Below are 13,412 nucleotides of genomic sequence, written 5' to 3'. Positions count from 1 at the left end.
TTACTCCCGAGGGTGCATCTACGACAGAGTGTAGTAGTTGTGGCTGGCCATCGCTAATTTCAGTGAATCGGCGGATTAATTACCTGAGGTTCTGGGATGCCTTGCGGATACCGAAGGCCGACACGATCTCGAACACGCCGATGACGATGCACCAGACGCCGACCACCAGAGCCAGGGTGATGATCGACTCGAATGGGGAGGCCATCACCACGATTCCGGCAAGCAGGCTGATCACGCCGATGAAAATCTGCCAGCCGCGGCCGGGCAGAGCCGGATCGCTGATGGCCGAGACCGTCGTCGCGACACCTCGGAAGATGAAGCCGACCCCGATCCAAATAGCAAGCAGCAGAACGGCATTGCCGAAATGCCGGAACGCCAGCACGGCGAGGATCAGGGACGCCGCGCCGCTGATGAACAGCAGAATGCGGCTGCCCGCGGAGACATGCAACGCGAATGCGAAGGCCACCTGCGCGGCGCCGGTGATCAGCAGGTAGACGCCGAACGCAACCGCGGCGACCAGCACCGACATACCTGGCCACGCCACGATCACGACGCCGACGACCAGTGACAAAATGCCCGAAATCAGCGTGGTCTTCCAGAGATGGGGCAACAAACTCGGGGCAGGCAACGTTGCGGAACTGTTTTCCATGAGCACCAGTGTGGCGCATGTGGTGGTTCGGCGGATAGGGGCTTTTGACCTCAGACGTGCGCGGCTTCGGCGTCCTCAGTCCGCAGGTCCGCGGTCTCCTCCGGCGTCTTGCGACCGACCAGATACCAGGTGCGCATCACGCCTTTGCCTTTGACGTCGATGTGGCCGCGCTCGCGCAACACGAAATCGTCCTTGAGGCGTTCATAGACTTCGTCGGGAACCTGAATCTGGCCGACCGAGTCGGTGGATTCCATCCGGGACGCCACGTTGACCGCGTCACCCCAGACGTCGTAGAAGAAGCGGCGCGAGCCCACGACGCCGGCCACCACCGGGCCGGTCGCCAGGCCGACCCGCAGCGGCACCGCACGGCCGTGCGGGTCCTTGAGCGCGGCCGCGACGTCGGCCATGTCCAGGGCGAAGTCCGCCAGAGCATGGACGTGGTCGGGCCTGGGCCGGGGAACGCCGCTGACCACCATGTAGGAGTCGCCGCTGACTTTGATCTTCTCCAGCCCGTGTTTGTCCACCAGTTCGTCGAAGGCGCTGTACAGGCGGTCCAGGAATTTGACCAGCTCGGCAGGCGGTGTGCTGCTGGCGCGTTCGGTGAAGCCGACGATGTCGGCGAAGAGTACCGAGGCTTCGTCGTACTTGTCCGCGATGACGCGTCGCTCTGGTTCCTTGAGGCGTTCGGCGATGCTGGCGGGCAGCATATTGGCCAGTAGCGCTTCCGAGCGTTCGTACTGGTCTTCCATCGCCGCCTCGGCCCGTGCGGTGTCACGCAGGGCGAACCAGACGGTCACCACCACCACGACACATGCCGAAAGGGTGGTGATGACGAAGCCTGTCGTCTGCGCCCAGGGTGGCTGCAGGCCGGTGTCCCTGGGGATCAGCAGCTCGGCGGTGATGACCAGAGCGGCGGACAGCGCGGCCAGGAAGCCGGCCAGCACGATGTGCTCGATACCTAGCACGAGCACCACCAGACAGGCGCCGACCAGGAAGAACAGTTTGGCGCCCGAGCCGGTGCCGACTTCCCAGCAACTGGCGAAGACCGTGGTGTACGCCGTGAAGATGAAGGTCAGCGGCGCCACCAACTCGCCGAAGCGGTGCAGCAACGGAACGATCGCAAAGATCAGCATGGCGGCGATGTTGATCCAGAGGACTTCCCAGATCCATGAGCCCATGAAGAACTGCACGCCGATGAAGCTGGCGCTGACCACGACTGACATCCAGGCCGCGATATTGAGAATGCGCGCCCGGCGAGCGGCACTGGCGGCGTAGTGCTGCCGCAGGTCGCGAGCCGGCGAGCGGACGGCGGCGACACAATCCGGCCGGCGTTGCACGCCGTCCGCGCCAGCCGATCGGGCTCCGCATTTCTTCGCGCCCACGGGTAAAGCCTAACTGTTGACCTCGACAAACGAGCGGTCTTGCCGTCCCGGGTATTACACCGGCGTCAACAACAAGGATCGTCGTGGGCATTCCCGTGCCGCCGGTGAGATTCGGGGAGCCGTCGCGAGGCCGAACCGTGCGACCTGCGGGTAGTGAAGTGCCCTCGGTGAGATTCGAACTCACACTGGACGGGTTTTGAATCCGTTTCCTCTGCCAGTTGGGATACGAGGGCTCGTGTCGGTTCCCCACCTTAGAGCAACCCCCCGAGTGACCGCGCACAGCCGTCACGTCACAATGTCCGTCATGACCGGCCCCACCACCGACGCCGACGCCGCTCCGCCGCCGCGCCGGGTCCTCATCGCGGAAGACGAAGCGCTCATCCGCATGGACCTGGCTGAGATGCTGCGAGAGGAGGGGTACGACATCGTCGGCGAGGCCGGCGACGGCCAGGAAGCCGTCGAGCTTGCCGAGCAGCACAAGCCCGACCTGGTGATCATGGACGTGAAGATGCCCCGGCGTGACGGCATCGACGCGGCGGCCGAGATCGCCAGCAAGCGCATCGCGCCGATCGTGGTTCTCACCGCCTTCAGCCAGCGCGATCTGGTCGAGCGGGCCCGGGACGCAGGCGCGATGGCGTACCTGGTCAAACCCTTCACGGCCAGCGACCTGGTTCCGGCCATCGAGTTGGCGGTCAGCCGGTTCAGCGAGCTCACCGCACTGGAGCGGGAAGTGGAGACGCTGTCGGACCGTTTGGAGACCCGCAAGCTGGTCGAGCGCGCCAAGGGCCTGCTGCAGGTCAAGCAGGGCATGACCGAACCCGAAGCATTCAAGTGGATTCAGCGGGCGGCCATGGACCGGCGGACGTCGATGAAGCGGGTTGCCGAGGTCGTGCTGGAGACGCTGGACACCCCCAAGGAGTAGCGCGGCCGCGAGCGCCCGCGTTTTGCCGCGGACACGCCGCAGGTGGCGGCATTTTGGGGACGCTCGCGCCGGGCGCCGGGCACGGCTGGGGTCGCCGACACCGCGAGCGCCCGCGTTTTGCCGCGGACACGCCGCAGGTGGCGGCATTTTGGGGACGCTCGCGCCGCGCGCAAGCCGAAGCGCTAGCGGGCGACGATCACCGACGAGCCGTGCCCGAACAGCCCCTGGTTCGCAGTGACGCCGACGCGCGCACCTTCCACCTGCCGGCCCGTCGCCTGACCGCGCAACTGCCAGGTCAACTCGCAGACCTGAGCGATCGCCTGGGCTGGGATTGCCTCGCCGAAGCACGCCAGGCCACCCGACGGGTTGACCGGAACGCGGCCCCCCAAAGCCGTTGCCCCGGACCGCAGTAGCGCCTCGGCTTCGCCCTTCGGGCACAGCCCCAAATGCTCGTACCAGTCGAGCTCCAGAGCAGTGGACAGGTCGTACACCTCAGCCATGCTGACGTCCTCCGGCCCGATGCCGGCCTCGGCGTAGGCGGCATCGAGGATCTGGTCCTTGAACACCCGCTCGGGTGCGGGCACCACGGCGGTGGAATCCGTTGCGATATCCGGCAATTCAGGCAGGTGCTGGGGGTACTGCGGAGTCACCGTGCTGACCGCGCGCACCGACGGCACACCCTCCAGCGAGCCCAGGTGCTTGCGGGCGAAATCCGCGCTGGCCACGATCAGCGCCGCGGCGCCGTCGGACGTGGCGCAGATGTCGAGCTGGCGCAGCGGGTCGGAGACCACCGGGCTGGCCAGCACGTCCTCCACCGAGGATTCCTTGCGGTAGCGGGCATTCGGGTTCTGCAGGCCGTGCTGGGAGTTCTTGACCTTGACCTGAGCGAAGTCCTCGGACGTTGCGCCATAGAGGTCCATCCGGCGCCGCGCCAGCAGCGCGAAGTAGACCGGGTTCATGGCGCCGATCAGGTGGAACCGCTGCCAGTCCGGGTCGTTCTTGCGCTCCCCGCCCACCGGCGCGAAGGCGCCCTTAGGCGTGGTGTCCGCGCCGATGACCAGCGCGACGTCGCAGAAACCCGCCAGGATGTGCGCGCGGGCACTTTGCAGGGCCTGCGAGCCGCTGGCGCACGCGGCGTAGCTGGAGCTGACCGGCACCCCGTTCCAGCCGAGCTTCTGCGCGAACGTCGACCCGGCGATGAAGCCCGGGTAGCCGTTGCGGATGGTGTCGGCCCCGGCGACCAACTGGATCTGTCGCCAGTCCAGCCCGGCCTCGGCCAGTGCCGCACGGGCGGCGACCACGCCGTATTCGGTGAAGTCGCGGCCCCACTTGCCCCACGGGTGCATGCCCGCGCCGAGGATGTAGAGCGGTTCGGGAGCACTCATGAGCAGACCTTCCACGCGTGCACGATGCGTTCGACGCCGTCGTTGTCCGTGAACAGGGTCATGGTTGCCAGCTCCATCTCCATGCCGACCTTCAGGTCCTCGGCAAGGGTGCCCTCAATCACCTTGCCCAGCACGATGATTCCCTCGTCGGCGAGTTCGACGGCGGCGATGGCGAACGGCTCGAACGGGTCCGCGGCGGGGTAGGGCGCCGGCGGCGGGTACCGGTTTTCGGTATAGCTCCACAGCTTCCCGCGCCGCGACAACTCCACCGACTCCAACGAGTCGCTGGAGCAGCCCGGGTTCGGGCAGTTGTTCTCGCGCGGCGGGAAGACGTAAGTGCCGCACGCGGGGCACTTGCTGCCGATCAGGTGGGGCTGTCCGGCTTCATCGGTGGCGAACCACCCGTCGATGGCCGGTTCTTGGCTGGTGACCTCTGGCACCAGGCCAGATTACTCAACGGGGGCCGGAAAACTGAAACGTGTTCCAGTCACCGGGTCGCCGACTCGCCGGTCACCCGATGAGATCGGCGGGCGCAAGCGGTCATAACGGGAAACTGACCACGCACACGGAGGAGCGTTTCATGGTGATCGTCGCGGGCTTCATCGTCGTCGACCCCGCGAGCCGGGACAACTACCTGGCCAATTGCCGGGAAGTGATCCGGCTGGCCCGTCAGACAGCGGGCTGCCTGGATTTCGCGATCAGCGCCGACCCGCTCGATCCGGGTCGCGTCAACATCATCGAACGGTGGGAGTCGCAGGCCGCCGTCGACGCCTTTCGCGGCAGCGGACCGAGCGGCGATCAACAAGACGCGATAGTTTCCGGCTGCGTCTGTGAGTACGACGTGGCCGCCGAGCGGCGCCTGCTCTGATGTCAGCGGCGGTGCCTAGAGTAGGGCCGTGAGCCCAGCACGGACCGCAGCCGCCGCGGCGAATCCCGCCGACACCACCAACGACAAGCCCACCCTGATGCTGCTCGACGGCAACTCCCTGGCGTTCCGGGCCTTCTACGCGCTGCCCGCGGAGAACTTCAAAACGCGGGGCGGGCTGACTACCAACGCCGTGTACGGCTTCACCGCCATGCTGATCAACCTGCTGCGCGACGAGGCGCCGACGCACATCGCCGCGGCATTCGACGTGTCCCGGCAGACGTTCCGTTCCGAGCGCTACCCCGAATACAAGGCGAACCGATCCTCGACCCCGGATGAGTTCCACGGCCAGATCGACATCACCAAAGAGGTGCTCAACGCCCTGGGCATCACGGTGCTGGCCGAGGCCGGATTCGAAGCCGACGACATCATCGCCACGCTGGCCACCCAGGCCGAGAACGAGGGCTACCGGGTGCTGGTGGTGACCGGCGACCGTGACTCGCTGCAACTGGTCAGCGACGACGTCACGGTGCTCTACCCGCGCAAAGGTGTCAGTGAACTCACCCGCTTCACTCCCGAGGCCGTCGTCGAGAAATACGGTCTGACCCCGACGCAGTACCCCGACTTCGCCGCGCTGCGCGGCGACCCCAGCGACAACCTGCCGGGCATTCCCGGGGTGGGGGAGAAGACGGCGTCGAAGTGGATCATCGAGTATGGCTCGCTGCAGGGTCTGGTCGACAACGTCGAATCGGTGCGCGGCAAGGTCGGGGACGCGTTGCGGGCCCATGTGGCCAACGTCGTCCTGAACCGGGAGCTCACTGAGCTGGTCAAGGACGTGCCGCTGGCGCAGACGCCGGACACGCTGCGGCTGCAGCCCTGGGACCGCGACCACATTCACCGGCTCTTCGACGACCTCGAGTTCCGGGTGCTGCGGGACCGGCTGTTCGACACGCTGGCCGCCGTCGAACCCGAGGTAGACGAAGGCTTCGACGTGCGCGGCGGCGCCCTGGAGCCGGGCACCGTCGGGCAGTGGCTTGCCGAGCATGCCGGCGACGGCCGCAGGTCCGGCTTGACGGTGGTGGGCACGCACCTCCCGCACGGCGGCGACGCCACCGCGCTGGCCATCGCCGCCGCCGACGGCGACGGCGCCTACATCGAGACCGCCACCCTGACACCCGAGGATGACGCGGCGCTGGCAGCCTGGCTGGCCGATCCGGACAAACCCAAGGCCCTGCACGAGGCCAAGTTGGCCATCCATGACCTGCGCGGCCGCGGCTGGTCGCTGGAGGGGGTCACGTCCGACACCGCGCTGGCCGCCTACCTGGTGCGGCCCGGGCAGCGCAGCTTTACCCTCGACGACCTGTCGCTGCGGTACCTCAGACGTGAGCTACGTGCGGAAACCACTGAGCAACAACAACTTTCGTTGCTCGACGACTCCGACGGCACCGACGACCAGGCCGTGCAGACCGCGATCCTGCGAGCTCGGGCCGTAATCGACCTCGCCGATGCCCTCGATGCCGAGCTGGACCGGATCGACTCCACCGCGTTGCTGGGCGAGATGGAGCTGCCTGTGCAGCGGGTGCTGGCCGGGATGGAAAGCGTCGGCATCGCGGTCGACCTGAACATGCTCACCGAGCTGCAAAGCCAGTTCGGCGACGAGATTCGGGACGCGGCCGAGGCCGCCTACGCCGTCATCGGCAAACAGATCAACCTGGGCTCGCCCAAACAGCTGCAGGTGGTGCTGTTCGACGAGCTCGGCATGCCCAAGACCAAGCGCACCAAGACCGGCTACACCACCGACGCCGACGCTCTGCAATCCCTGTTCGACAAGACCGGCCACCCGTTCCTGCAGCATCTGCTGACCCACCGCGACGTCACGCGGCTCAAGGTGACCGTGGACGGATTGCTGAACTCGGTGGCCGCCGACGGGCGCATTCACACCACGTTCAACCAGACGATCGCCGCGACCGGCCGGCTTTCCTCCACCGAGCCGAACCTGCAGAACATCCCGATCCGCACGGACGCCGGACGGCAGATCCGCGACGCGTTCGTCGTGGGCTCGGGCGAGTACGCCGAGCTGATGACCGCCGACTACAGCCAGATCGAGATGCGGATCATGGCGCATCTGTCCCGTGACGAGGGACTGATCGAGGCCTTCAACACCGGCGAAGACCTGCACTCGTTCGTCGCCTCCCGGGCCTTCGGGGTCCCGATCGGTGAGGTCACCGGAGAATTGCGGCGCCGGGTGAAGGCGATGTCCTACGGCCTGGCCTACGGGCTCAGCGCCTACGGTCTGTCGGCCCAGCTCAAGATCTCCACCGAGGAGGCCAAGGAGCAGATGGACCAGTACTTCGCCCGATTCGGCGGGGTGCGCGACTATCTGCTGGCCGTCGTCGAACAGGCACGCAAGGACGGTTACACCTCGACGGTGCTCGGCCGGCGCCGCTACCTGCCCGAGCTGGACAGCAGCAACCGCCAGGTGCGCGAGGCCGCCGAACGGGCAGCGCTCAATGCGCCGATCCAGGGCAGCGCCGCCGACATCATCAAGGTGGCGATGATCGAAGTGGACAAGGCGATCAAAGCCAGCGGCCTGGCGTCGCGGATGCTGCTGCAGGTCCACGACGAATTGCTGTTCGAGATCGCCCCTGGGGAGCGCGAGGAACTCGAGGCATTGGTTCGCGACAAAATGGGCGGGGCCTACCCGCTCGACGTGCCGCTGGAGGTGTCGGTCGGCTACGGCCGCAGCTGGGACGCCGCCGCGCATTAAAGGCGTTTCCGGAATTTAGACTGCTGAGATGTCGGATGCCGCGGAGCGCCGCCCGCTCGCGCGTTACCCGCTGATGGTGGCGTCGAAAGTGTTCGCCCTGCTGCCGGCCCCGGTGGCTGACGCGTTTCTGGCCGTGGTGGCGCGCTTCGTGTACTGGCGGGGGCGTGCCCAGCATCTGAACGTGCTGCAGGATTTCCGCGACAACGTGGACCCGACGGCGCAGTTCTCCACCCGCAAGTGGCAGCCGGTCCGGGCGATGTATCGAGCACTGGTCCGCAACGCCAACGACGCGATCTGGTTCCTCGCCGCACCCCATTCGGTCGCGCGGCGGCGCTTCCACATCGCCGACCCGGCGCCGCTGCACGAGGCGCTCGATGCCGGCCGCCCCGCAGGTGTCGGCGCCATCGTCGCCTTTCCACACCTGGGCTCCTACGCCGCCCTGCCGATTGTGCTGGCGCTCAACGGGTTGCCGACCACGGTTGTCGCCAACCGGCAGCGTGCCCTGATGCAGTGGGTGATCACCCGCGGCGCACAGAAGGCCGGGCTCGAGCTCATCGTCGTCGACCGCACCGGGGGAGGCAGCATCACCGGGGCAATGGCCGATGCCATCCGGCGTGGCCGGATCGTCGCGATCGCCGGCGACTACTTCCGGGCCCGCGAAGGAGGCGGTAACGGAATCGAGGTCGATCTGGCCGGCATCAAACGCCCGATCGGCCCGGGACCGGCCCTGCTGGCCCTGCGTACCGGCGCCCTGATCGTCCCAGGCGCGGTATTCCAGCACAAACACCAGCGTGAACCCGTGTTCGGCCAGCCGATACCCGCCGAGGTCCCGCTCGGCGGGGACGACCAGAACGTGCGAGACGCGGTACAAGAGACATCGCAGCAAGTGGCCGACGCGATCGCACTGTTCATCGAGCGCGAGCCGCAACAGTGGTTGATGCCCGGGGGGCTGGTGTCGGATTCGATCGGGCGCCGGCGGTAACGGTCCCGGCTTCGGTGGGGGGCGAGTTTGTCCAGCTTGCGCACCGTCGAGTAGCCTCAATGGGTAAACCCAAATGTCCCTTCGATGAACCCTGTCCGGAGCAACCCAACAATATGCCGAGTCCCACCGTCACCTCGCCGCAAGTAGCCGTCAACGACATTGGCACCAGCGAGGACTTTCTCGCCGCAATAGACAAAACGATCAAGTACTTCAACGATGGCGACATCGTCGAGGGAACCATCGTCAAAGTGGACCGGGACGAGGTGCTCCTCGACATCGGCTACAAGACCGAAGGGGTCATCCCCGCCCGCGAACTCTCCATCAAGCACGACGTCGACCCCAACGAGGTCGTTTCCGTCGGTGACGAGGTCGAGGCCCTGGTTCTCACCAAAGAGGACAAAGAGGGCCGGCTCATCCTCTCCAAGAAGCGTGCGCAGTACGAGCGCGCCTGGGGCACCATCGAGGAGCTCAAGGAGAAGGACGAGGCCGTCAAGGGCACCGTCATCGAGGTCGTCAAGGGTGGCCTGATCCTCGACATCGGGCTGCGCGGCTTCCTGCCCGCCTCGCTGGTCGAGATGCGCCGCGTCCGCGATCTGCAGCCGTACATCGGCAAGGAGATCGAAGCCAAGATCATCGAGCTGGACAAGAACCGCAACAACGTGGTGCTGTCGCGCCGCGCCTGGCTGGAGCAGACGCAGTCCGAGGTGCGCAGCGAATTCTTGAACCAGCTGCAGAAGGGCACCATCCGCAAGGGTGTCGTCTCCTCCATCGTCAACTTCGGCGCCTTCGTCGACCTCGGTGGGGTCGACGGCCTGGTGCACGTCTCCGAGCTGTCCTGGAAGCACATCGACCACCCGTCCGAGGTGGTGCAGGTGGGCGACGAGGTCACCGTCGAGGTGCTCGACGTCGACATGGACCGCGAGCGGGTTTCGTTGTCGCTCAAGGCGACCCAGGAAGACCCGTGGCGCCACTTCGCCCGCACCCACGCGATCGGTCAGATCGTGCCGGGCAAGGTCACCAAGCTGGTCCCCTTCGGTGCGTTCGTCCGCGTCGAGGAGGGCATCGAGGGTCTGGTGCACATCTCGGAGCTGGCCGAGCGCCACGTCGAGGTGCCCGACCAGGTGGTTGCCGTCGGCGACGACGCGATGGTCAAGGTCATCGACATCGACCTGGAGCGTCGCCGTATCTCGTTGTCGCTCAAGCAGGCCAACGAGGACTACACCGAAGAGTTCGACCCCGCCAAGTACGGCATGGCCGACAGCTACGACGAGCAGGGCAACTACATCTTCCCCGAGGGCTTCGACGCCGAAACCAACGAGTGGATCGAAGGTTTCGACACGCAGCGCAACGAGTGGGAGGCCCGCTACGCCGAGGCCGAGCGCCGGCACAAGATGCACACCGCGCAGATGGAGAAGTTCGCTGCGGCGGAGGCGGCGGATCACGCCAGCGGCGGTCAGTCCTCGTCGAGCAGCAGCTCCTCGGAGAAGTCCGCGGGCGGGTCGCTGGCCAGCGACGCCCAGCTGGCGGCTCTGCGGGAAAAGCTCGCCGGCAGCGCTTAATTCCGCGAGGATGCTGCGCATCGGTTTGACCGGTGGCATCGGTGCCGGGAAATCGGCATTGTCGAAGACCTTCTCGGACTGCGGTGGAATCATCGTGGACGGGGATGTCATCGCCCGTGAGGTGGTCGAGCCAGGGACCGAAGGACTGGCGTCGCTGGTCGACGCCTTCGGTGAAGACATTCTCCGTCCCGACGGTGCCCTGGACCGGCCTGCCTTGGCCGCCAAGGCATTTGCCGATGAGGAAGAGCGCAAGAAGCTGAACGGCATCGTGCATCCGCTGGTCGCCAAGCGCCGCGCCGAGATCATCGAGGCAGTCCACGAGGATGCAGTTGTCGTGGAAGACATTCCGTTGTTGGTGGAGTCGGGGATGGCGCCGCTGTTCCCGCTGGTCGTCATCGTGCACGCCGACGTCGAACTGCGGATGCGTCGTCTGGTCGAGCAACGCGGGATGGCCGAGGACGATGCCCGTGCGCGCATCGCCGCGCAGGCTACCGACGAACAACGTCGTGCGGTCGCCGACATCTGGCTGGACAATTCGGGCAGTCAGGAAGATCTGGTGCTACGCGCCCGCGACGTATGGCACAACCGCATCCTGCCGTTCGCGCACAACCTGGCTGAGCGTCAACCCGCCCGCGCGGAGGCGCGGTTGGCCCCGGCCGACCCGACGTGGCCGGATCAGGCGCGCCGCATCGTCAACCGCTTGAATACCGCCTGCGGCCACCGCGCGTTGCGGGTGGACCACATCGGCTCCACCGCGGTCGCGGAGATGGACGCCAAGAACGTCATCGACATCCAGATCACCGTCCAATCGCTGGATGTGGCAGACGAACTCGCCGAGCCGCTGCTATCCGCCGGTTACCCGCGCCTCGAGCACATCACCCAGGACGCCGCCAAGACCGATGCCCGCAGCACTGTTCCCGGCTTCGATCACAGCGACGATCCCGCGTTGTGGCACAAGCGGATTCACGCGTCGGCCGATCCCGGCCGGCCCACCAACGTGCACATCCGGGTGGCCGGCTGGCCCAATCAGCAGTTCGCGCTGCTGTTCGTCGACTGGCTGAAGGCGAATCCTGTTGTGCGCGAGGATTATCTGAAAGTCAAGCGGGCGGCCGACGCGACCGGTGACGGCAACATCGTGCGTTACGTGAGCGCCAAGGAACCCTGGTTTCTGGATGCCTACCGGCGCGCCTGGGAGTGGGCTGACGCCACCGGCTGGAAGCCCTAGCTCCGCAGGGCTTCCGGGCCACGGTACCGTCAATTTCATGCCGTTTGTCACGGACATCCTGGGACCGCGGCGGCCCGTCGCCTGCGAGGCGCCCCCGCTGGTGGGGGGCAGGCGGCGACGCACCAGCACCATCGACACCCATCCGGACGAGGAGCGCGGATCGATCGCGGATCTCCGGGCTCGCGACATGGACGGCGCCGATGTGCTCGGCGAGGTTCGCGTCGGTGCGCGCCTGGTGGATAACGTCATCGAGGAGATCTCCGCCACGTCGCGGGCCCCCGCACTGCAACAGCTGCGAGGTCGTCGGGTCGGACGCGGGTTCAGGTCGACGGTCGAGACGCTCTTTCCCGAAGAGGTTGAGCGGTCCAGTCTGCTTCACCTGCTGCTTGATGACTGGGTGGGGGCGGCACTGGTGTCGGGATATGCCACCCAGCACGCGGCGATCGTCCTGGGCGTCGAGGAGAAGATGCCGCCCGGCGTGGCGGACCGCATGTCCGGGATCTGCGCGGGTTTCGCTCCTGAGGCGTCTTTGATCCGATACACGCGACAGCACGACCTCATCCCGACCGGCCGAGGTCCGGTGGCACCACCGATGGACGGCCTGCACCAGGTGGAGCCGCTGCGGGCCCGGGGCATGCGCAGGTTCCGTCGCCTCGATGTATGGCCGGTCGCCGATGGTGGTGCGAAGTTTGACGCGCACTTCCGTGATTCCCATATGGACGACGACCGCGTCGAGACGATCGTGCACGAATACACCGTGGCAGGCAGCGTCGACACGTCAGCGCGGACCATCACCTCGGTCGTCGCCGAAGTGCGCGTGCTGCCGTGGCAGGAATGCCCCGGGGCCATCGGAAGCGCTTCGCGGATCACGGGCATGGCGCTCGCCGAGTTGCGCGACCGCGTGCGCGGCGAATTCGTCGGCACCAGCACGTGCACGCACCTCAACGACACGCTGCGCGCGATTGCCGACCTGGAAGCCTTACTTCCGCGTCGATAACCTGCTCGGCCGGTCCAGATAGCCCATGAGCACGAGAACGATCTCGTTTTCGACATCCTGCAGGTCCGCCGCATCGGGCGCGGTGACGAGGCGGTGCACCAGTGAGTCGACCGTCGCGACGACGATGTGCGCGGTCATCGGGCCGGTGCGGACGGCGGGGTGCTGCTCGAGCAGCCGGGCCGCCACGTCCACACCGAACCGTTCCAGTTCGCGCAGCCGCTCCAGAAACGCCGGCGCGCGGGGGGCTTCCTCGAACAGCACGCGGTGCAGGCGCGGGTTGTCTCGATGGTTGTCGATGGCCGCACGTACGAACAGTCGGAGGGTGTCGTCGAGCCGCGGTGGCAGGCCGCCGGCCAGACGTTCGCGCAGTAACGTCGATCCCGCGTCTACGTGCGCGTCCATCAGGGCCCGCAGCACCGCGTCCTTGTTGGGAAAGTACTGATAGAGGGACCCGATCGACAGCCCGGCTTGTTCGGCGATGCGGTTGGTGGTCCCCGCGGCGTAGCCGTGCTCGGCGAAAACCTGAGCAGCCGCATCGAGGATGCGTCGCCGGGTCTGCGCTGCCCGTTCCTGTTGAGGCTGCTTGCGCTGCCGAAATCGGTCTGTCGGAGTGATCGTCCGCCTCCTGGGTGAAAGCGAGTAGTCACGCGACCCGGATGGCCGCAAAATTAGGTTACCC

At 66.7% G+C, this 13,412-nt stretch carries 12 protein-coding genes and 1 tRNA gene; 7 read left to right on the top strand and 6 right to left on the bottom strand.

What is annotated here, in order from left to right:
• Positions 1-79: 79 nt before the first annotated feature.
• The 3 genes from ACNQS7_RS05030 to ACNQS7_RS05020 all read right to left on the bottom strand — a co-directional run bounded on the left by ACNQS7_RS05030 (position 80) and on the right by ACNQS7_RS05020 (position 2,264).
• Positions 80-649 carry an HdeD family acid-resistance protein gene (locus ACNQS7_RS05030; protein ID WP_418011692.1) on the bottom strand — a complete coding sequence of 190 codons (570 nt, stop codon included), beginning with the start codon at positions 647-649 and terminating at the stop codon, positions 80-82.
• 50 nt (positions 650-699) lie between these two features.
• Entirely contained in the window at positions 700-2,031 is a 1,332-nt protein-coding gene (locus tag ACNQS7_RS05025) for an adenylate/guanylate cyclase domain-containing protein (protein ID WP_418011691.1), read from the bottom strand.
• Positions 2,032-2,190: 159 nt separating this feature from the next.
• Positions 2,191-2,264, bottom strand: a tRNA-Leu gene (locus ACNQS7_RS05020).
• Between the two features lie 71 nt (positions 2,265-2,335).
• Between ACNQS7_RS05020 and ACNQS7_RS05015 the strand changes: the two genes are divergently transcribed.
• Entirely contained in the window at positions 2,336-2,953 is a 618-nt protein-coding gene (locus ACNQS7_RS05015; RefSeq protein WP_065133470.1) for an ANTAR domain-containing response regulator, read from the top strand.
• Between the two features lie 182 nt (positions 2,954-3,135).
• Here ACNQS7_RS05015 and ACNQS7_RS05010 read toward each other — a convergent pair whose 3' ends face one another.
• Both ACNQS7_RS05010 and ACNQS7_RS05005 read right to left on the bottom strand, forming a co-directional pair.
• Entirely contained in the window at positions 3,136-4,344 is a 1,209-nt protein-coding gene (locus ACNQS7_RS05010; protein WP_197419893.1) for a lipid-transfer protein, read from the bottom strand.
• Positions 4,335-4,778, bottom strand: coding sequence for a Zn-ribbon domain-containing OB-fold protein (locus ACNQS7_RS05005; RefSeq protein ID WP_418011690.1), 444 nt, complete (start codon positions 4,776-4,778; stop codon positions 4,335-4,337). The genes ACNQS7_RS05010 and ACNQS7_RS05005 overlap by 10 nt, the downstream gene beginning before the upstream one ends.
• Before the next feature lie 140 nt (positions 4,779-4,918).
• Here ACNQS7_RS05005 and ACNQS7_RS05000 point away from each other — a divergent pair, with 140 nt between their 5' ends.
• The 6 genes from ACNQS7_RS05000 (at position 4,919) to ACNQS7_RS04975 (ending at position 12,733) form a co-directional block, all read left to right on the top strand.
• A complete protein-coding gene (locus ACNQS7_RS05000) occupies positions 4,919-5,206 on the top strand; it encodes a putative quinol monooxygenase (protein WP_418011689.1) in 288 nt (95 codons plus the stop codon).
• Between the two features lie 97 nt (positions 5,207-5,303).
• Entirely contained in the window at positions 5,304-7,970 is a 2,667-nt protein-coding gene (gene polA / locus ACNQS7_RS04995) for a DNA polymerase I (RefSeq protein WP_418015883.1), read from the top strand.
• A 28-nt stretch (positions 7,971-7,998) separates the two neighbouring features.
• Complete coding sequence (locus ACNQS7_RS04990; RefSeq protein WP_418011688.1) at positions 7,999-8,952, top strand: lysophospholipid acyltransferase family protein; 954 nt, start codon at positions 7,999-8,001, stop codon at positions 8,950-8,952.
• A 113-nt stretch (positions 8,953-9,065) separates the two neighbouring features.
• Positions 9,066-10,511 (top strand): 30S ribosomal protein S1, encoded by a 1,446-nt coding sequence (gene rpsA, locus ACNQS7_RS04985; RefSeq protein WP_055579150.1) that lies wholly within the window; start codon positions 9,066-9,068, stop codon positions 10,509-10,511.
• A gap of 10 nt (positions 10,512-10,521) precedes the next feature.
• Positions 10,522-11,736, top strand: coding sequence for a dephospho-CoA kinase (coaE, locus tag ACNQS7_RS04980; RefSeq protein WP_418011687.1), 1,215 nt, complete (start codon positions 10,522-10,524; stop codon positions 11,734-11,736).
• Between the two features lie 37 nt (positions 11,737-11,773).
• Positions 11,774-12,733, top strand: coding sequence for a DUF2889 domain-containing protein (locus tag ACNQS7_RS04975; protein ID WP_418011686.1), 960 nt, complete (start codon positions 11,774-11,776; stop codon positions 12,731-12,733).
• Here the strand turns inward: ACNQS7_RS04975 and ACNQS7_RS04970 are convergent.
• Positions 12,716-13,399, bottom strand: a complete 684-nt coding sequence (locus tag ACNQS7_RS04970; RefSeq protein WP_418011685.1) for a TetR/AcrR family transcriptional regulator — start codon at positions 13,397-13,399, stop codon at positions 12,716-12,718. The two genes, ACNQS7_RS04975 and ACNQS7_RS04970, sit on opposite strands and share 18 nt — an antisense overlap.
• Positions 13,400-13,412 lie beyond the last annotated feature (13 nt).

Origin of the sequence: Mycobacterium sp. 23 (genome assembly GCF_048287075.1) — a bacterium.
GTDB classification, from domain to species: domain Bacteria; phylum Actinomycetota; class Actinomycetes; order Mycobacteriales; family Mycobacteriaceae; genus Mycobacterium; species Mycobacterium gordonae_B.
This window is presented reverse-complemented; position numbering and strand designations above follow the sequence as displayed.